Origin of the sequence: Clostridium cibarium, assembly GCF_014836335.1 — a bacterium.
Classification (GTDB): Bacteria; Bacillota; Clostridia; order Clostridiales; family Clostridiaceae; genus Clostridium; species Clostridium cibarium.
In genome coordinates this window covers 13,709-33,455 of the sequence record NZ_JACSRA010000017.1, presented here as the reverse complement: position 1 = coordinate 33,455, position 19,747 = coordinate 13,709, and the positions used below count along the sequence as shown (strand labels likewise).

Sequence of the window (19,747 nt, the reverse complement as noted above, 5' to 3'; positions counted from 1 at the left end):
AAGTTAGGTTGTAGAGAGAATATTAGGTGACTAAGTCACACAAAATTATATAGATTTAATTTATAATAAAGTCATGGAGGGAATGAAATGGATAAAATTAATGGAAATTTAGACAATAGAAAAAGGAAAATAGAATCTTTGTTTAGCACATATCCAATTCTAAAAGCCATAGATTTAAAGAATAATGAATTATTAAGAGAGCAAGTGATATTTAAGACACTGTATTCAGATGAATATGTAGGACCCGGTGCCTGTTCTGGAATTTTATTTGTAATAAAAGGATCAATAAAGGTACAAAAGATTAACAAAGAAGGAGAGGAAACCAATCTTTATAATATAAAAGAAGGTGAACTTTGCCATGAGGCGCTAAGTTGTATAGCTAATTTCGAGTCATTAAATATTGCAGGAAGGGCTATTCAAGATTCTGAGGTGGGTGTAATTCCAATAGACATAGTTAGAAAATACTTTATTCAAGATGAAGAGTTTTTGTTATATATGTATAGAGATTTGTATAAAAAGTTTAGTACAGTTATAGAAAATAAGGAAGAGAGAATGCATGAACCATTAGAAATAAGACTTGTAAAATTGCTTATTAATAAAAAGAGCAAAATAATTTATGCAACACATGGAGAGCTGGCTTTTGAGGTCGATTCAGTTAGAGAAGTTGTAAGTAGAAAACTTAAGAGTATTGAAAAAAGAGGATATATAAAACTAGAAAGAGGCAAAATAGTAATAATAAATGATTTAGGAGAATTACTGAAATAAACTTTTGGAGGAGAAGACTATGTTTGGATTTTTAAAAAATAATGAAAAAGTGATAAATGTTAATGATATGGATAATTTATTGGGAAAGGTTGAATTAATTGATATTAGAGAACCTTATGAATATAAGAGTGGAAGTTTAAAAACCTCCAAGAATATACCTATGGGAGAACTTTTAGATAATCCAGAAAAATATTTAGAAAAGCATAAAGAATATTATATTATGTGCCAATCAGGGGGAAGAAGTTCAAAGACTTGTAGCAGTTTAAAGAAAAAAGGTTTTGATGTTATAAATGTTGCAGGTGGAATGGGTTCATATGTAGGAACTATGAAAAAGTAAGGGGGAAGGAATTGTGAAGAGAAAGATATTAATAGTAGGAGGAGTTGCAGGTGGAGCATCAGCAGCTGCTAGACTTAGAAGAAATAGTGAAGATGATGAAATAATAATGTTTGAAAAGGGTCCTCATGTATCTTTTTCAAATTGCTCGCTTCCGTATCATTTAAGTGGAATAATTAATGAAGCTAGTAGATTAGTACTTATGAGTCCAGAAAAATTCATGGCTCAATATAGAATAGAAGCGAGAGTAAATAATGAAGTTTTATCAATAGATAGAGTAAACAAGTTCGTAACTGTAAGAAACAATGAAACAGGAGAAGTTTATAAAGAGACTTATGATAAGCTTATACTATCTCCAGGAGCAAGACCTATAGTTCCTAATATTCCTGGAATAGATAAGGTTAATTTATTTACTATAAGAAATGTAGTGGATATAGATAGACTTAATAGATTTGTAAAAGAGATTGATACAAAGGATGTAGTTGTAATAGGTGGAGGTTATATTGGAGTAGAAGCAGCTGAAAATTTAAAAAAAGCTGGGTATAATGTATCACTTGTAGAAGCTACTAATCAAGTTTTGAAACCATTTGATTATGATATGGTCCAAATTCTCCATAAAGAAATTTATGATAATGGTATTAATTTAATTGTTGGAGATAAGGTTCAAAACTTTGAAGAAAATAAAGTTATTCTAGCTTCAGGGAAGAAGATTGAAGCAAAGGCTGTGATTATGGCTATAGGTGTCTCTCCGGAAACGGATTTAGCTAAGGAATCTAATTTAGAAATTGGAGAAACAGGAGCTATAAAAGTAGATAGAAATTATAAGACAAATGATAATGATATATATGCAGTTGGAGATGCAATAGAAGTTTATAATTCACTAACTCATTCTAAAACTAAATTATCATTAGCAGGACCAGCTCAAAAACAGGCTAGGTCAGTTGCAGATCATATAAATGGAAAGAATTCGTTAAATAAAGGATATATAGGATCGTCTGGTATAAGAGTATTTGATTACAATGGAGCTTCTACAGGGTTAAATGAAGGGATAATAAAGTCTCTCAATATGAATATAAACTACGATATAGTTAGAGTCATACTTACAGATAAGGTTGGGATTATGCCAAATTCATCCCCAGTTCATTTGAAGTTATTATATGAAATTCCTACAGGAAAGATTTTAGGTGCTCAAGCAATAGGTAAAGGGGATGTAACAAAGAGGATAGACATAATTGCAACAGCTATAAAATTTGGAGGAACAGTAGAAGATTTAAAAGATTTAGAGTTATGTTATGCACCTCCATTCGCAACAGCAAAGGATGTTGTAAATTATGCTGGATACGTTGGGTCAAACCTATTAAGTGGGGAATTTAAGCAAGTTAATGTGGATAAAGTGAGAGAGCTTGTGGATAATAATGCAACTATAATAGATGTTAGGGAAAAAAATGAATATGAAAATGGTCATATTAATAACTCGAAAAATATACCTTTAAGTGAGTTGAGAGATAGAATAGATGAAGTGCCAAAGGATAGACCTGTATATCTTCATTGCAGAACAGGGCAAAGGAGTTATAATGCTGTGTTAGCTCTTCAAAATTTAGGGTTTGATAATGTTTATAACATAACAGGAAGTTTTTTAGCATTATCATTTTATGAGTATTTTAATGATAGAACTATGGAAAGAGCCAGTATACTAACTGAATATAATTTTAGATAAAGTATAAATGTCCTAAAATCACCTGAACGTGATTTTAGGACATTTTCTATTTTGTAGAATAATTTTACATAAATACAATTTTGGATATAAAAAAAGAAAAAAATTCATTATATTCATAATTATATTAAAGTTTCCTATAAAGGTATTTCGATTTGAGGCGATACATAATAAGTAAAAGAAAAAAATGGGAGGAATATGGTGAAAAATATGTTTAAATGATGAAATTATAGTTAGCATATTTAAAGTATACCTCAAGAAAAGGAGAATCGAGATGAAGTTATATGAGAAAAAGTTAAGTAAGAGTGGAGTGGATAAGGAGAATTTAGAGAAAAAAAGTACTGGCAGATTAAACAGCATAAGAAATAAGTTAGTTGTTAGTTTGGTAGCAATTTGTGTAATCCCTTTAATTATTTTAGGATGTAGTTCTTATTCAAAATCAAAATCAATACTTAATGAAAAGTTAAGAGTTACAAGTGAGCAAACTCTTTCGGAAGTAAATAGTGGGATAGATGATTATTTCAATGGACTAATAAGTTTAATTACTATTACATCTAATAATTATGATATAGCTAATTGTGATAACAGTGCAAATGATCCATATATATCAGATATACTAAAATCTTTACAAGAAAGTAATAGTGATATAGTGAGTGCATCTCTTGCAAGAGATAACGGGAAATGTGATGTGTATCCTAATGAAAATATGCCAGACGGATTTGAAGCCAGTAAAACATCTTGGTATAAACAAGCAATAGATAATAAACCGAAGGTAATAGTAACATTACCTTTTAAGGATAAACAAAAGAATGTTAATGTTGTTTCAGTTGCTAAAGCATTGATAAAGGATAACAAGGTTATTGGTGTAATATCAATAAATATTTCGTTGAGCACATTTTCAGATAAAATTGCAGAAAAATCAATAGGAAGTTCTGGATATGTGTATATAACAGATATAGATGGTAAGAATATGATAGCTCATCCTAGTAAAGAATTAATAGGAACAGATGAAGCTTCCAAACTACCAATTTGGAATGATATAAAGACATCTAAAAATGGGTTTGTTGATTATACTTTTAATGGAAGTGAGAAGTTTGGTGCTTATGATACAAACGATATTACTGGGTGGAAATTAATGGCTCCAATGGAAGAGGAAGAACTAACTAAGGATACTAATCCTATACTATATAACACTTTATTTATGGTGATAGGTATTGGGGCAATAGCAGTAGGGCTATCTTTAGTGTTAAGTAAAAGTATAGCTCAAAATATTAAAAATTTAAAACAGGTATTTGCAAAGGCTGCAGAAGGCGACTTGACTGTAGTTATAAAACCTACAACTAAAGATGAGTTTATGGATTTAGCTAATTCATTTAATAATATGATAAGTAATATATCAAACCTTATGGATAATGTTACAAAATCATCTAAAGAAGTTTTAGAAACTTCATCTAATCTTGCAAGTATGTCAGAAGAGGTTACTGCTTCTGTTGAAGAAGTCGCAAAGGCTATAGAAGAGGTAGCAGAAGGGGCAACAAATCAATCTCAAAATGCTCAAAATAGTGCAGAAGAAATGAATGAGTTATCGGATAAATTAGATAATATGACTTTGAGTTCAAATGAAGTTGATAGACTTTCAACAAATACAAAGAATTTAGGCGCTAAAGGGCTATCTATGATAGATACATTGATAGAAAAGTCTAATAAAACTAAGGTGGTAACTAACGAAGTTAATGATATAGTTAATGATATGAATGAAAGCACTAAGCAGATAAATACTATATCTGAAACAATTTCTCAAATAACTGAGCAAACAAACCTTCTTTCTTTAAATGCAAGTATAGAGTCAGCTCGTGCAGGAGAAGCAGGTAAGGGATTTGCTGTTGTAGCAGAGGAAATAAGGAAACTTGCTGAACAATCTAAGGATTCAACCGAAGAAATAAAGATAATTATAGCTAATATACAAGAGAAATCAGATACTGCTGTAAATTCTATAAAATCTACTGAAGAAGTAGTAAATGAGCAAAATGTGGCAGTTAACGAAACTAAAGAAATATTTAATGAAATTCTTCATTCAATAGAAATAATGATAGATAAGGTCGAAGAAATAAAAGAATCTATAATAGAAATCGATAGAAAGAAGGATAGAGTGGTAGGGGAAATAGAAGAGATATCGTCTATTTCACAAGAAACAGCATCAGCAACAGAAGAAGTTACAGCATCTACAGAAGAGATATCTTCTGCTATGAGCAACTTTACAAGTTATGCTGAAAATCTTCAAGTGCTGGCAGAACAGTTAGAGGTTGAAATAAGTAAATTTATAATAAAGTAATATAATATGTTTATATTAACCCCTTTTGCAAAGTAATGCAGAGGGGGTTCTTTTTTTATTAAGTTAGCAATATATAAGACGTTTTGGTAATTGTATAATTAAATTGAAATTTTTATATAAAGGTATTTCTAATTAATCCGATATATAATAAGTTGGCAAAAAATATGGGGAATAATGCTGGAGACGACTTTAAGATATCCATTTATATATCTGTAAAAATACTAGGAAAAAGGAGAATCAACATGAGATTAGACAGGATTAAGTTAATTAAGACAAAATCAACTAGTGAAAAGGTAAATAATAAAAATGCCGAGAAATTTAAGTTGAACAGTATTAGAACTAAGTTAGTAGTAAGTTTAGTTGCGATTTGTGTAATTCCATTAATTATATCAGGATATAATTCTTATTCGAAATCAAAATCAATACTTAATGAAAAACTTAAGGTTACAAGTGTGCAAACTCTTTCGGAAGTAAACAATGGGATAACTGATTATTTTAATGGGTTCATTAATATGATTTCAGCAACAGCAAATAATTATAATATTATTAATAGTGATAATATTAATAATGATAAATATATAGATGATATATTAAAGAATGTTAAAGAAAGTAATGTAGATATAAATAGTGTGTTTTTAGCAAATGAGGATGGGAAATATAAAATATATCCAAATGAAAATTTACCAGATGATTTTGTGGCTACTGAAAGGCCTTGGTATAAAGAAGCTTCAGCACGTAAGGGACAAACAGTAGTGACGTTACCGTTTAAAGATGCGCAAAAAAATATATACGTAGTATCTGTGGCGAGAGCTGTTATAAGAGATAATAAAGTTGTTGGTGTTTTATCTATGAGTATTTCATTAACTTCATTTTCGGATAAAATAGCTGCAAAAGCGGTAGGATCTACAGGGTATATTTACATAAGTGATATAGATGGGAAAAGTATGATAGCACATCCTAATAAAGAGCTCATAGGGACTGAGGAAGCATCAAAATTAACAATTTGGAATACTGTAAAATCAAATAAAAATGGGTTTTTAGAGTATAATTTTAACGGTGCAAAGAAGTTTGGCGCTTATGAAACAAATAATATTACTGGTTGGAAGTTAGTAGCTTCTATGAATGAGAAAGAATTAACAAATGATACCAATCCGATTTTATATAATACATTAATGATATCATTAGTTATGGGTGTTATAGCACTAATTTTATCTTTTATCTTAAGTAAGGGAATAGCTCATAATATCAAAAATTTAAAAGAAGTATTTGCGAAGGCTTCTGAAGGAGATTTAACTGTATCTATAAAGGCAACAACAAAAGATGAATTTAAAGATCTAGCGGATTCGTTTAATTATATGATAAATAATATATCAAGTCTTATGAAGAGTGTAACAGAATCTTCTAAAGAGGTGTTAGAGACATCATCAAATCTTGCAAGTATGTCAGAAGAAGTGAATGCTTCAGTAGAAGAAGTTGCAAAAGCTATTGAAGAAGTTTCGGCAGGAGCAACAAATCAATCTCAAAGTGCTCAAAATGGAGCAGAAAAAATGAATGAATTATCTTATGGATTAGATAAAGTGTCTGTAGGTTCAAATGAAGTTGATAGACTTTCGACAAATACTAAAGAACTAAGCGCTAAAGGATTATCTATGATAGACACGTTAATAGATAAATCAAATAAAACAAAGGTAGCAACCAAGGAAGTTAATGATATAGTTCAAGATATGAATGAAAGTACTAAGAAAATAAATACAATATCAGAAACTATTTCGCAAATAACAGAACAAACAAATCTTTTATCCTTAAATGCGAGTATAGAATCTGCACGTGCAGGGGAAGCAGGTAAAGGGTTTGCAGTAGTTGCAGAGGAAATAAGAAAACTTGCTGAACAGTCAAAAAGTTCAACTGAAGAAATAAAGTTAATTATAGCAAATATACAACAAAAATCTGATACAGCTGTTAATGCTATAAGATCTACTGAAGAAGTGGTTAATGAGCAAGATGCAGCAGTTGGTGAAACAAAGTTAATATTTAGTGATATCCTTAGCTCTATAGGAACAATGATAAACAAAGTAGAAGAAATAAAATCATCTATTAGTGAAATTGATACTAAGAAGAAAGTGGTGCTAGAAGAAATAGAAGACATTTCATCTGTTTCACAAGAAACAGCGTCAGCTTCAGAAGAAGTTACGGCATCAACAGAAGAGATATCTTCTGCTATGAATAACTTTACAAGTTATGCAGAAGAGCTTAGAGATTTAGCAGAAAATTTAGAAAATATGATATTGAAGTTTAAAATAGATTAATATAGGAAATGGGTAAGTGGCAGGTAACTTAAGTAGATAAGTTACCTGCTATTTTTTTAATGATCTTCACAATATCTTCAAATATGATATATATAATTAAAGTTTAAGAAGGAATTTTATAGTATGTATATTTAAATAATAAATATAGAGGTGAATAGGCAATGAATAGTATTTTGATAATTGAAGATGAAGAAAAGGTGTTAGAAGTATTAAAGGCTTATCTACAAAGAGAAGGGTACAATGTATATAGTACAACTAGAGGACTTGAAGGAATAGAATTATTTAAAAGAAATAACATTAAGCTTATTATACTTGATTTAATGTTGCCAGATATAAGTGGAGAAGATGTTTGTAAAACAATAAGGCAGAATTCAGATGTATATATATTTATGATTACAGCTAAAGGAGAGTTAACTGAAAAGATAGAAGGGTTGAATATAGGTGCAGATGAATATTTGGTAAAACCTCTTAGTCCTAGAGAATTAACTGCAAGGGTAAATGCGTTATTTAGAAGAATAGGTTCTGACGAAGATGATGTAAGTTATTGTTATAATGATGGAAATTTAGTAGTTGATTATGAAAAAAGAAGTGTTACATTAAAAAATGAAGAAATTCCACTTACTCCAAATGAATTCAATATATTATATTCATTAGTTATCAACAAAGGGAAGGTTTTATCAAGAGAGCAACTTATAGAAAAGATAGGTGGTATAGATTTTGATGGATATGATAGAACCATAGATGTACATATCAAAAATATACGAAAAAAAATAGAAAAAGATACTAGAAAGCCTAAATATATTATAACTGTGATGAAGGTAGGGTATAAGTTTGGTGGTGAGAGTTAGATGCAATCCATAAGGAGAAAGTTTAGTATTTTATTTGTTATATGTTCTATGGTAGCCGTTTCTTTAATTATAATTTTTGTAAATATAACTATTAATAATAAGTTCGATGATTATATGGCTGATATTCAGGAAAAACGTTATGAGAGAATTGTCTCTTACTTTGAAGAAGTTTATAAAAGAGAAGGAAATTGGAATAAGGAATCTGGAATCGAGTTAATGCATGAAGCCTATATGGGAAATTATTGTTTAGCACTTCTTGATAAAAAAGAAAAACCAATATGGGCAATGGATGCTGATGAACTTAAATCTAATATACATCTAAGTCCTATGGAAGTTAAGGATAGTGGAGTTTATAATTCAAAAAGGTTTGAGATAAAGGCTGATGATGAAATAGTGGGATATGTTGATATTGGACAATATTCGTCTATTTTGTTGTCAGAAGAAGATGTTAACTTTAAAGCATCTATAAATAAAAGCATAATTTTAAGTGGAGTTATAACCCTTGCGATTATAATTGGAGTAAGTTTATATTTTTCTAAGCAGTTATCAAATCCAATTAAAGAAGTGGCTAGTATGTCTGTTAATTTAGCCAAAGGAAATTTTGATAAAAGATCAGCAACAAAAAGTAATATAAAAGAATTAGAAAATTTAAGGGAAAGTATTAATGTATTAGCTGAAAAATTAAAATATCAGGATATTTTAAGGCGAAGATTAATATCGGATATATCTCATGAAATAAGAACTCCGTTAAATGTTTTGCAGAATAATGTTGAGGCTATGATTGATGGGATATTTCCGATAACGAAAGAAAGACTAAATTATCTTAACGATGAAGTGGTGAGATTCGGAAAGTTATTAAATAACTTAAATGTGTTAAAAGAATTTGAGCGAGAAAGTATTAAGTTGGATTTTGAAATATTAGACTTAAGTGAAATATTAAAGATAATGCATGAGGACTTTATTTTAATGGGGAAAGACAAAAATATAGAGGTAAAATATAATTCGCAATCCAATAAGAATTATAATGTAGTTTGTGACAAAGATAAAATAAAGCAGGTATTTATTAACATAGTATCAAATGCAATTAAGTTCACTAAAGAAAATGGAGAAGTAACTATCAGTTTGTTTGAGAAAAGTGGAAGAATTATAGTTGAAATAAAGGATAATGGTATGGGGATAGAAGAAGAGGATTTACCTTTCGTTTTTGAAAGGCTTTATAGAGGAGATAGAAGTAGACATGTAATTGAAGGTAGTGGTATAGGATTAACTATTGTAAAAAATATATTAGATCTTCATTCTGCGAGCATAGATGTAAAAAGCAAAGAAGGGAAAGGAACTAAGGTAAGTATTACCTTTAACAAAATTAAGAACAACTAATAATTATTTTATTTTTTATATTAGAATACCTATAGATTAAATAAGTGACATTTTAATCTATAGGTATTATTTAGTTAATTATTACATGCCAGACATATTAGACATGTTTCCTATAATTTCGGGATTTACCATACCAAAAATCATTGCAATATGAGCAACGACTAAGAAGCCTCCTACTAGAATAAAATGAATTTTCATCTTTTCTTCTACTGTTTTTCTTTTGAATATTATGCCTAACTCCATCAGCGCAATTGGTAAAAGGAAAAATACTCCGCTTAAGTAGAAAAATACAGCTAAAACATCTACCCAAGTATGCCATCCGTTAGATGTGGTAAGGGGGATAACAGCTGTGATTAATAAATAAATAAAAATACCTGTAAAATAGAATCCGTCAAATATGCCTACAATTTTGTTAAGAGTTCTTAAACCTCCTGTTTTTGCTCTGTTGAAAATAATAAAGAACTCTGTAATAGTTAGAGTTTCTGCGCATATTACAGGGATTGCCATGAATATAATGAGATTCCATGGTTGATTCTCTGCTAGAAGAGACATGTAATGTGTCATACTCATAAATAAAACCTCCTAAAATTTATATTTATACATTACAAAAATAATATGTAGATTTTATGAAGGTTTTTATAAAAAAGCACCATGCATAACATGTTTATGCATGGCGTTCAAAGAAATATTAAATCATTATAATAATGCTGTTGCTAAATAGTTTAATACAAATAATAAAGTAACTATGTACATTATTGGATGAACTTCCTTAGCTTTACCCTTAACAACTTTTGTAATACAGAAGAAGAAGAATCCAGCTGATATACCGTTTGAAATTCCATAAGATAAAGGCATTAAAGCTATTATAAAGAATGCTGGAACAGCAATTTCTAAGTCATCCCAATGTATTTTACTAACAGATTCCATCATAAGTATTCCCACAACTATTAATGCTGGTGCAGTAGCTGCAGTTGGAATTATACCGATAAATGGTGAAAGAAATACTGAAAGTAGAAATAGCACTGCAACTGTAAGGGATGTAAGACCTGTCCTTCCGCCAGCACCTATACCAGTTGCACTTTCAACAAAAGTTGTAGTGTTACTAGTACCAAGTAATGCTCCTATAGATGTTGCTGTAGCATCTGCAAATAGAGCTTTTTCTAATTTTGAATCAAAATAAACTCCGTTTTCAAATTTTTCTTCATCTTTAGCATCGAATATTCCTGATTTTCTACCTGTTCCTAGAAAAGTACCTATTGAGTCAAAAGTATCAGATAAAGAAAATGCAAATATAGTTGCTATAACTATGAAAATCTTTGAAGGATCACCAAATAATCCAGAAAAGTCAAGCTTTAAGAAAGTTGGAGCTAAACTTGGTATTGATAAAGAAATAGTGCTTAAATCAGGTAAGTGGGTAATACCAAATGGTAGAGCCACTAAAGTTGTAGCTAAAATTCCGATAAGTATGGCTCCTTTAACATGTCTTACCATTAATATTAGAGTAATTACTAAACCAATAAGAGCGACTAAAGTAACTGGATCCTTGAAATTAGCTAGTGAAGGATTAATATCACTAAATATAGTAGAAGTTCCTGAGGAAATTCCATTTTCCCCTGAAAAACTTAAAAAATGTCCTTGCTTAAATCCAAGATATGCTATAAATAAACCTATACCAGCTGAAATTGCATATTGAAGAGATTCGGGTATAGCTTTTATTATCATTTGTCTAATTTTTGTTACGGTAATAAGAATATTTACTAAACCGCAAAGAAAGACTATAGCTAAAGCTTGACTCCAAGTAAATCCTAAGCCAAGAACTACAGTAAAAGTAAAAAATGCATTTAATCCCATTCCAGGAGCTTGTGCGAAAGGTACGTTGGCAATTAACGCCATAACAGATGTACCTATAGCTGCAGCTAAAATTGTAGCTATGAAAACAGCACCTTTGTCCATACCTGCTTGTGATAATATTACAGGATTTACAAAAAGTATGTATGCCATAGTTAAGAAAGTGGTTATACCAGCAGAAATCTCCGTTTTTATAGTAGTACCATTTTCTTTAAGTTTAAAAAATTTTTCCATTAAATTATGCCTCCTACGAAAGTTATATTAGAATTATAAAACAATATTCGTATTAGTACAAATTAAATACAAAAAATTAATTTATTATTAACAAAATATGAAATAAGTTGACATTTCTAAGTGATTTGAATGGTGTTTTATAAGTGTTTATAGTATATTATGTGAAAGTAAATATATAATTATTTAGTTATAAGTAGTATATTTATATAAATAGATATTGAGGATGATAAAATGAAGAGTGGATACATAACTTGTAGTGATGCAAAAATATATTATGAAGTGCATGGAGATGGAGAGCCGTTAGTCTTTTTACATGGAAATGGGGAAGAGATGGGATATTTCTCTCCTCAAATTAAAGCTTTTTCCAAAGAGTATAAAGTTGTGCTAATAGATAGCAGGGGACATGGGAAATCTTCATATGGGAAAAGAAAGTTATCTTTAGATTTGATGAGTAACGATGTTGTTAAAGTATTAAATGAATTAGAGCTAGATAATGTGAATTTAGTTGGTTTTAGTGATGGTGGGAATATTGCATTAAATATTGCATTGATTGTTCCTGAAATATTAAAGACAATTACTATTATTGGTGCTAATTTGAAACCGAAAGATTTGATAATAAAAGAGCGGATAGCGATATTTTTTGAGCACATGCTTACTTTTAATAAAAAGAAAAGAGAGATATTAGATCTTATGATACATGAACCTAATATGAGCACGGAAAGTTTGAAGAAGATTAATATTCCAGCTCTAGTAGTTGCAGGAGAAAGAGATGCAATTAAAGAGAAAAGTACAAGACTTATAGCAAATTCTATTAGAGGTAGTGAACTACAAATAGTTAAAAATAGTGATCATTTTTTAACTAGTAATAATTCTGAGGTTTTTAATACCATATTAATAGAATTTATTAGATCATACCAATAATTTTAGGAGGATCTGTGTATATAAAGGGAGATTTTCATATTCATTCAAGTGAATCAGATGGTGCGTTGAAACCTGGGGAGATAGTACTTTTAGCAAAAGAAAGAAATATAGATATAATTTCATTAACCGATCACAATACGGTTAAAGGGAATAAGCAAGCAATAGTAGTTGGAAATATACATGGAGTAAAGGTGATACCAGGAATAGAGCTATCTACCAGGTATCATAGAAATCAGGTGCATATACTTGGATAGTTTTATAATGATTTTTATAAGAGTAAAGAATTTAATGAAACTTTAGAACTTATTAATTGTGGTAAGTTTAAAATGTGTAGAACAAAATATAAGAGATATATTTTGGAATTTAAATCAGAAGAAAATAAGCTCACAACTATGGCAGGAGTTGAGTTTTTAAAGTATAGTGGAGCTAAGGTTGTATTAGCTCATCCAACATTGCTGAAAAGAGACGTTTTTGAAAGCTTGATAAAGTTAAATTTTGATGGAATAGAAGCAAAATACTACAGAAATAAAGAAAATGAAACTGAGTATTTTATTGAAGTAGCTAAGAAAAAAGGGATCGTATATACAGCTGGATCAGATTTTCATTCTTTGAAAAAGAATGATTTAAAACATGGAACTTTGGGGCAGATTTATCTTGAAGAAGAAGAGATAAAAGAATTTTTAAAGATGTTTTAATGTTCAATTAGTTTAAATAAAAAGGTACTATCTAGAATTCGCATCTAGGTAGTACCTTCTTTGCTTATTTATTTTTGAATCCAAACAACTCTTTTTTTTGGTTTAAGAATATACCCATTAGTGTAGGTAAAAATAATACTGAAATTATAGATGTAATGCTAAATCCGTATAAAATGGTATTTATCAAGTTTGCAATTGCAGCTATGTAATAAAGTATTATTCCTATTTTTGTTTTATTAAGAATAAGTATACATCCTACGGAAAGTGTAATTGATATAATTGCGCTTATTACAAATGTGGATGTAGTTGCTCCGAGTTGAGCTAGTTGGTCTTTCATTAAGAAGCTACCTACTAAAGTAAGTAAAGTAAGAGCCAATCCTATAAAATGCAAAACACAAATAGTTATAATTCCTCCGCCTAATTTTTCATCTTCATTATTGTATTCCATAAGTAAATCCTCCTTGTTAGTAAATGGGTGATATTATAAATTATAATACAATTTGTCTAGATATAACATAAGATAACCTTAAAATTACTATTTTCATCTAAAGGATGGAACTTATCTTAGATGTGGAACTGGTACCGCAAGAAAAATACATAATGATAGTTAGTTTAATTAAAGTAAGTGAATAACTATAAAACGTTAATATAACTACTCTCAACAGGCTTGAAAAAAGTTTTAAAAGTATGCTTGACAGAACATATATGGAACTGGTATTATGAGTTTGTAAACAATTTAAGTAAACGTTATAAACAGGAGGAGATGTAGATGAGCAAAGAACAAAATGTCGCAAGAGAAATATTGAAAAATATTGGTGGAAAAGAAAATATAAAATCCATGGAACATTGTGCTACAAGATTAAGGCTTATTTTAAAGGATAAAGAACAGATTAATGAAAAAGCTATAGAAAATATTGACGGGGTTAAAGGACAATATTTTGCAGCTGCTCAGTATCAAATTATTTTAGGGACAGGTTTTGTAAATAAAGTATTTGCAGAAATGAGCAAGGAAGGTGTAGAAGCTGGAGATGCAAAAGAAGATGCATATAAAAATATGACTACATTGCAAAAAATTTCTCGTACATTAGGAGATATTTTTGTACCAATAATTCCTGTATTAGTTGCAACGGGTCTATTCATGGGGGTACGTGGATTAATAACTAGCTTAGGTGTAGAGTTAAATCCAACATTTCTTGCATTAACACAAGTTTTAACTGATACAGCATTTGCGTTTTTACCAGCTTTAGTTGCATGGTCAACAGTTAAAAAGTTTGGAGGAACACCTGTTATAGGAATGGTACTAGGACTTATGCTAGTTGCACCGCAATTACCAAATGCATATAGTGTAGCAGGTGGAACAGCAGAACCAATGTATATTGGTTTATTAGGATTAAGTATTCCGATAGTAGGTTATCAAGGATCAGTTTTACCAGCTTTAATTTTAGGAATTATTGCTGCAAATCTTGAAAAGAGATTTAGAAAATTTATACCAGATGTTATTGATTTAATCGTTACACCGTTTTTAACATTAACTATTTCAATGATATTAGGATTATTAATTGTTGGACCAATTATGCATTCTTTAGAACAAGTTATACTTGGTGGGTGTAAATCATTCATTGGATTGCCATTTGGAATTGGTGGAGCTATTATTGGGGGATTACATCAAGTAATAGTTGTATCTGGAATACACCATGTATTTAATGCATTGGAAGTTGAATTATTGTCTTCTACAGGGCTTAATCCATTTAATGCAATAATTACAGGAGGAATTGTAGCTCAAGGTGCAGCTGCTTTAGCAGTAGCTTTTAAAACAAAAGATAAAAAGAAACGTTCATTATATATTTCATCAGCAGTTCCAGCATTTTTAGGAATTACTGAGCCAGCTATATTTGGGGTGAACTTAAGATTTATTAAACCATTTATATTTGGTTGTGTAGGTGGATTCACAGCTGGATTGTTTTCAGGAATTATGAATTTAGCAGGAACAGGAATGGGAGTAACTGCTCTTCCAGGTATATTATTATACTTAAATACTAATATAGTAGGCTATTTGGTAGCTTGTTTAATTGCTATAGTAGTTGCATTTACATTAACTTTTATATTCTTCAAAACTGAAGAATAATAAAAATAGAGAGTTCTAATAATAGCTATAGAACTCTCTATTTAGGTATCTGCATGTATTTTTGATCTTCACTTATGATATAATATCTTTACGTAAATAAGGGTAAATTCCTTTGTTGTTTAGGAGGATTATTATGAAAGTTACTATTCAAGATATTGCAAACATGGTTGGAGTATCAAAGAGCACTGTATCTAGATATTTAAATGGTGGATATGTAAGTGATGAAAATATAAAGAAGATTAGTGAAGCAGTAGAGAAGACCGGATTTAAATCTAATTTTTTTGCAAAGAGATTGAAGGCAAAGAATAGTGGGTTAGTAGGAGTTGTCATTCCTAGAATAGATTCTTTTACAGCGGGTAAAATTTTAAAGAGTATTAACATGCAGTTAGAAGAAAAGGGATATCAGATAATAATTTTATCTAGTGAGTTGGACAAAGCCAAAGAGATTAGATCTATTGAAAAACTACATGAACAAGGGGTAGATGGAATAATAGTAATGGCATTTGATATTACTAAAGAAAATATTGCATTGGCAAATAAAATAACAATTCCTATTATTTTTACTGGTCAAGAAAATAGCTTAGTTAGATGTATTAAGATAGATGATAGAAAAGCAGGAAAAATGTTGGGAGAGTATATAAGAGATAAAGGTCATAGGGAAATAGTATTTTTAGGAGTTACTGAGGATGATAAAGCTGTTGGAATAGAAAGAAAAGAAGGTTTTTATGAAGCTTTCAATAATGTTGAAAGTAATATAAATTTTGTTCAAGCAGATTTTTCTTTCAATAAAGCTTATGAAATGGCAGAGAAGGTTATTTCGTACAACCCAACAGCAGTAATAGGTGCTACTGATAATATAGTTCTCGGATTTATAAGGTATGCCTTTGAAAAAGGATATGAAATACCTAAAGATTTTTCGGTAGCTGGTTTTGGTGGATATGATATAGGATTAGCAGTTCACCCTACTATAACGACTGTAGATATAGATTATGAAGCGCTAGGTAAAAAAGCAGCTAATTCTATAGTAGCATCTATAGAATTAGAAGAAATAGAAGATGAGACTAATATTAATTTAGAGTTAATTGAAAGAGAAAGTGTAAGAAAAGTAGAATAGTGAGGTAAGAGATGGGAGAGTTTAAATCTTTAGAAGATATAAATTTAGATGTTGTAAATAGTTATAAGAATAGCAGTAATAATGATCTTTGGAAATTAAACTACCATATTGAAGCTCCATTTGGATTAGTTAATGATCCAAATGGATTATGTTATTATGATGGAGAATATTATATATTTTTTCAGTGGAACCCTTATGGATGTGAACATAAGTTTAAGCATTGGGCATTAGTTAAAACTAAGGATTTTGTAAACTTTACTATGCCGAAGGCAGTGCTTGCTCCAAATGATTGGTATGATAAGAACGGTTGTTATTCTGGGAGTGGTATAGTAGTAGATGGTAAATTAGAGCTTCTTTATACAGGAAATGTTAAGGATGATAAGGGAAATAGAGAATCATATCAGTGTAGAGCAACTTGTGACAAAGAAGGAAATATCACTAAGTTAGGACCTGTTATACCGGAAATTCCAAAAGGATACACTGCGCATTTTAGAGATCCTAAGGTATATAAAAAAGGTGATGTATTTTATTGTGTTATAGGAGCTCAAAACGAGGAGCTTAAAGGTAGAGTAATTTTATATTCTTCTGAAGACTTCAAGTCTTGGAAATTAGAAGGTGAAATAGGCACTAAATATAAAGAGTTTGGATATATGTGGGAGTGTCCAAGTGCTTTTGAATTAGATGGTAATGATATATTGGTATTTTCACCTCAAGGACTTGAAAAGGAAGAGTTTAAGAATCAAAATATATATCAATCAGGTTATATAATCGGAAACCTTAATTATGACACACTTAACTTTGATCATTGTGAGTTTAAAGAACTGGATATGGGATTTGATTTTTATGCACCTCAATGTTTTAAAGATGATAATGGAAGAAATTTAATGATAGGATGGATGGGGCTTCCTGAGGAAGAGGATGGACATCCAACTAGAAAGTTTGGAAGAATTCATTGTTTAACAATGGTGAGAGAGTTATCTATAAGAGAGGGAGTTTTATATCAAAGACCTATAGAAGAATTTAAAAACCTGAGAAAAGAACTTATAGTTGATCTTCAAAATGTTCAATGCAATGAGTATAAATTTGATAGCATAAGAAGCAATAGTTATGAATTATTGTTAGATCTAAATAGAATAGATTCAAGTAAGGTAGAATTAAAATTTGCATTAGGAAAAGATGAGCATATGTCTTTTAAGTATGATTTTGAGTCTGGAATTGCTATAATAGATAGAAGTAATATGCTGGAAGGTGATAAAGGCATAAGAAAGTTTAAACTTTTACCTAAGGATAACATAAAAATACAAATGTTTATGGATACTTCTGCTTGTGAAATATATTTACAAGATGGATTAGAAGTTGCTTCAAGTAGAATCTATCCTAAAGAAGATAGTTTTGAAGTTAAATTAATATCAGAAGGTGGAAGTGTAGAAATTCATAAAGCAAAAGTTTGGAATTTAGAAGGAGTAAAATATAATGAATAAAGTATTTTGCATTGGTGAGTTATTAATTGATTTTATAGGTAAAGATATTAATAAGGGATTAAAGAATGGATTTAATTTTGAAAAGAAAGCAGGAGGAGCACCAGCTAACGTTGCGGCGGCAGTTTGTAAGCTTGGTGGAGAATCAGCTTTTTTAGGTCAAGTTGGAAATGATTCTTTTGGGAAGTTCTTAGTCGAAATGTTAGAGTCGGTAAATATAGATTCTGAAATGACGAAAATGGAAGGTTGTACAACATTAGCTTTTGTTGCTATTGATGAAAATGGAGAAAGGGATTTTGAATTTAATAGAGGTAGCGACGGAGATTATTCTTTTGATAGTATAGATTTAAGTAAGATACATAAGGAAGATATAATTCATTTTGGATCAGCTACAGGATTTTTAGAAGGGGAATTAAAGAATACTTATTTCAAGTTGCTAGAATATGCAAAGAGAGATGATATGTTTATTTCTTTTGATCCTAACTATAGAGATGCATTAATTACTAGTTGTAAATTAGAAGGATTTATAAATGATTCTAAAACTTTTGTTAAAGATGCGGATTTTGTTAAATTAAGTGATGAAGAAATTAAGCTTATAACTAAGGAAGAAGATTTAAAAAGTGGTGTGAAGATTCTTCATGAAATAGGTGCTAAGGTGGTAGCTATTACTTTAGGGGCAGAAGGGACGCTAATTAGTGATGGAGAAGATATGGCTATAGTACCTTCTATAAAAATAAAACAAGTTGATTCTACTGGGGCTGGGGATTCTTTCGTTGGAGCGGTGTTAAAGCAGGTAGCAGATCGTAAAGATAAAAAGGATATTACTTTTGAAGATTGGAAGAAGATAATTAGTTATGCTAATAAAGTTGGAGCTATAACTTGTACAAATTATGGAGCTATAGATTCTATGCCATATGCTAAAGATATAGAATAGTGGCAAAAACTCTTTGCAGAAGAAATTTTGCAAGGAGTTTTTTTATTTTGGTATAGTATAATTATATATAGTTAAAAGCGATGGAACTTATATATTTATAGACGTTTCAGTTTAAAGCAAACTTGGGATAAACTAGATATTTTGGGAGGATAGAGTGTGGATAAGAAGGAAATTAGAAAAGAAATTATTTTAAAAAGAGATAAAATTGAAGAAAAAGACAAGAAAGAATTTGATAGGAAAATAAAAGATATTCTTAAGTCTAGTGACTATTATAGAAAAGCTAAAAATATATTTATTTATATTGGATTTGGTAGTGAAATTAATACAGCTGAATATATTAATGAGTTCTTAGAGGAAGGAAAAAATATATTTCTTCCTAGGATAGACTTAAGTAAAAAAGTCATGGATGCAGTTGAGATTCATTCACTAGAAGATTTAAAGAAAAATAAATTTGGAATTCTAGAACCAGGTAAGGACGAAGCGGTAATAGATAAAAATCTATTAGATTTAATAATAGTACCTGGTGTTGCTTTTGATCTTTGGGGCGGCAGAGTAGGATATGGTGGTGGATATTACGATAAGTATATGTCAGATATAGATGAATCTATTCATAGATTAGCATTGTGCTATCAATTTCAAGTGTTAAAGGAATTACCAAAAGAGAAACATGATATAAAGATTAATGAGATAATTACTGAAAATGGGTTAATAATTGTATAAAA

The 19,747-nt window shown here is 29.9% G+C and carries 18 protein-coding genes; 15 read left to right on the top strand and 3 right to left on the bottom strand.

All coding sequences use genetic code 11. The annotated features are described in order from the left end of the window. Window positions 1-87 precede the first annotated feature (87 nt). From H9661_RS11320 to H9661_RS11290, 7 genes are all read left to right on the top strand, one after another. A complete protein-coding gene (locus H9661_RS11320; RefSeq protein WP_143317077.1) occupies window positions 88-765 on the top strand; it encodes a Crp/Fnr family transcriptional regulator in 678 nt (225 codons plus the stop codon). A 19-nt stretch (window positions 766-784) separates the two neighbouring features. Beyond that, complete coding sequence (locus H9661_RS11315) at window positions 785-1,102, top strand: rhodanese-like domain-containing protein (protein WP_191768829.1); 318 nt, start codon at window positions 785-787, stop codon at window positions 1,100-1,102. A 13-nt stretch (window positions 1,103-1,115) separates the two neighbouring features. Next, window positions 1,116-2,816, top strand: a complete 1,701-nt coding sequence (locus H9661_RS11310; RefSeq protein ID WP_191768827.1) for an FAD-dependent oxidoreductase — start codon at window positions 1,116-1,118, stop codon at window positions 2,814-2,816. Between the two features lie 271 nt (window positions 2,817-3,087). Then, complete coding sequence (locus H9661_RS11305; protein ID WP_191768825.1) at window positions 3,088-5,145, top strand: methyl-accepting chemotaxis protein; 2,058 nt, start codon at window positions 3,088-3,090, stop codon at window positions 5,143-5,145. Window positions 5,146-5,387: 242 nt separating this feature from the next. Then, on the top strand, window positions 5,388-7,451 hold the full coding sequence (locus H9661_RS11300) for a methyl-accepting chemotaxis protein (protein WP_191768823.1): 2,064 nt from the start codon (window positions 5,388-5,390) through the stop codon (window positions 7,449-7,451). A gap of 161 nt (window positions 7,452-7,612) precedes the next feature. Continuing rightward, window positions 7,613-8,299 carry a response regulator transcription factor gene (locus tag H9661_RS11295; protein ID WP_191768822.1) on the top strand — a complete coding sequence of 229 codons (687 nt, stop codon included), beginning with the start codon at window positions 7,613-7,615 and terminating at the stop codon, window positions 8,297-8,299. Further along, window positions 8,300-9,676, top strand: coding sequence for a sensor histidine kinase (locus tag H9661_RS11290; protein ID WP_143317089.1), 1,377 nt, complete (start codon window positions 8,300-8,302; stop codon window positions 9,674-9,676). 81 nt (window positions 9,677-9,757) lie between these two features. On the opposite strand, the gene H9661_RS11285 is transcribed toward H9661_RS11290, so the two are convergent. Together H9661_RS11285 and H9661_RS11280 are read right to left on the bottom strand one after the other, a co-directional pair. Beyond that, on the bottom strand, window positions 9,758-10,246 hold the full coding sequence (locus tag H9661_RS11285; RefSeq protein WP_143317091.1) for a DUF6803 family protein: 489 nt from the start codon (window positions 10,244-10,246) through the stop codon (window positions 9,758-9,760). Between the two features lie 126 nt (window positions 10,247-10,372). After that, window positions 10,373-11,758, bottom strand: coding sequence for an NCS2 family permease (locus H9661_RS11280; protein WP_191768820.1), 1,386 nt, complete (start codon window positions 11,756-11,758; stop codon window positions 10,373-10,375). A gap of 231 nt (window positions 11,759-11,989) precedes the next feature. Between H9661_RS11280 and H9661_RS11275 the strand changes: the two genes are divergently transcribed. The 3 genes from H9661_RS11275 (at window position 11,990) to H9661_RS19625 (ending at window position 13,374) form a co-directional block, all read left to right on the top strand. Then, window positions 11,990-12,679, top strand: coding sequence for an alpha/beta fold hydrolase (locus tag H9661_RS11275; protein ID WP_143317095.1), 690 nt, complete (start codon window positions 11,990-11,992; stop codon window positions 12,677-12,679). A 14-nt stretch (window positions 12,680-12,693) separates the two neighbouring features. Next, window positions 12,694-12,933 carry a PHP domain-containing protein gene (locus tag H9661_RS19630; protein ID WP_341480422.1) on the top strand — a complete coding sequence of 80 codons (240 nt, stop codon included), beginning with the start codon at window positions 12,694-12,696 and terminating at the stop codon, window positions 12,931-12,933. A 102-nt stretch (window positions 12,934-13,035) separates the two neighbouring features. Then, window positions 13,036-13,374: a PHP domain-containing protein gene (locus H9661_RS19625; protein ID WP_243240404.1), complete on the top strand. Its 339-nt coding sequence runs from the start codon at window positions 13,036-13,038 to the stop codon at window positions 13,372-13,374. Between the two features lie 64 nt (window positions 13,375-13,438). On the opposite strand, the gene H9661_RS11265 is transcribed toward H9661_RS19625, so the two are convergent. Next, on the bottom strand, window positions 13,439-13,822 hold the full coding sequence (locus tag H9661_RS11265; RefSeq protein ID WP_143317098.1) for a hypothetical protein: 384 nt from the start codon (window positions 13,820-13,822) through the stop codon (window positions 13,439-13,441). A gap of 321 nt (window positions 13,823-14,143) precedes the next feature. Here H9661_RS11265 and H9661_RS11260 point away from each other — a divergent pair, with 321 nt between their 5' ends. The 5 genes from H9661_RS11260 to H9661_RS11240 all read left to right on the top strand — a co-directional run bounded on the left by H9661_RS11260 (window position 14,144) and on the right by H9661_RS11240 (window position 19,745). Then, complete coding sequence (locus tag H9661_RS11260; RefSeq protein WP_191768818.1) at window positions 14,144-15,499, top strand: sucrose-specific PTS transporter subunit IIBC; 1,356 nt, start codon at window positions 14,144-14,146, stop codon at window positions 15,497-15,499. A 133-nt stretch (window positions 15,500-15,632) separates the two neighbouring features. Beyond that, entirely contained in the window at window positions 15,633-16,613 is a 981-nt protein-coding gene (locus tag H9661_RS11255) for a LacI family DNA-binding transcriptional regulator (RefSeq protein WP_185966820.1), read from the top strand. An 11-nt stretch (window positions 16,614-16,624) separates the two neighbouring features. Beyond that, the gene (locus H9661_RS11250) at window positions 16,625-18,094 is read left to right on the top strand and encodes a glycoside hydrolase family 32 protein (RefSeq protein ID WP_143317102.1); all 1,470 of its coding nucleotides are present in this window, start codon (window positions 16,625-16,627) and stop codon (window positions 18,092-18,094) included. Continuing rightward, on the top strand, window positions 18,087-19,025 hold the full coding sequence (locus H9661_RS11245) for a carbohydrate kinase family protein (RefSeq protein ID WP_143317104.1): 939 nt from the start codon (window positions 18,087-18,089) through the stop codon (window positions 19,023-19,025). Before H9661_RS11250 ends, H9661_RS11245 begins: the two co-directional genes overlap by 8 nt. A gap of 156 nt (window positions 19,026-19,181) precedes the next feature. Continuing rightward, on the top strand, window positions 19,182-19,745 hold the full coding sequence (locus tag H9661_RS11240) for a 5-formyltetrahydrofolate cyclo-ligase (RefSeq protein ID WP_143317106.1): 564 nt from the start codon (window positions 19,182-19,184) through the stop codon (window positions 19,743-19,745). Window positions 19,746-19,747 lie beyond the last annotated feature (2 nt).

Bases quoted from the DNA above. Each gene is read 5' to 3' on its own strand.
- H9661_RS11260 (WP_191768818.1), top strand. From the start codon at position 14,144: ATGAGCAAAGAACAAAATGTCGCAAGAGAAATATTGAAAAATATTGGT.
- H9661_RS11300 (WP_191768823.1), top strand. From the start codon at position 5,388: ATGAGATTAGACAGGATTAAGTTAATTAAGACAAAATCAACTAGTGAA.
- H9661_RS11255 (WP_185966820.1), top strand. From the start codon at position 15,633: ATGAAAGTTACTATTCAAGATATTGCAAACATGGTTGGAGTATCAAAG.
- H9661_RS11285 (WP_143317091.1), bottom strand. From the start codon at position 10,246: ATGAGTATGACACATTACATGTCTCTTCTAGCAGAGAATCAACCATGG.
- H9661_RS11265 (WP_143317098.1), bottom strand. From the start codon at position 13,822: ATGGAATACAATAATGAAGATGAAAAATTAGGCGGAGGAATTATAACT.
- H9661_RS11315 (WP_191768829.1), top strand. From the start codon at position 785: ATGTTTGGATTTTTAAAAAATAATGAAAAAGTGATAAATGTTAATGAT.
- H9661_RS11245 (WP_143317104.1), top strand. From the start codon at position 18,087: ATGAATAAAGTATTTTGCATTGGTGAGTTATTAATTGATTTTATAGGT.
- H9661_RS11305 (WP_191768825.1), top strand. From the start codon at position 3,088: ATGAAGTTATATGAGAAAAAGTTAAGTAAGAGTGGAGTGGATAAGGAG.
- H9661_RS11295 (WP_191768822.1), top strand. From the start codon at position 7,613: ATGAATAGTATTTTGATAATTGAAGATGAAGAAAAGGTGTTAGAAGTA.
- H9661_RS11320 (WP_143317077.1), top strand. From the start codon at position 88: ATGGATAAAATTAATGGAAATTTAGACAATAGAAAAAGGAAAATAGAA.
- H9661_RS11275 (WP_143317095.1), top strand. From the start codon at position 11,990: ATGAAGAGTGGATACATAACTTGTAGTGATGCAAAAATATATTATGAA.
- H9661_RS11280 (WP_191768820.1), bottom strand. From the start codon at position 11,758: ATGGAAAAATTTTTTAAACTTAAAGAAAATGGTACTACTATAAAAACG.
- H9661_RS11250 (WP_143317102.1), top strand. From the start codon at position 16,625: ATGGGAGAGTTTAAATCTTTAGAAGATATAAATTTAGATGTTGTAAAT.
- H9661_RS11290 (WP_143317089.1), top strand. From the start codon at position 8,300: ATGCAATCCATAAGGAGAAAGTTTAGTATTTTATTTGTTATATGTTCT.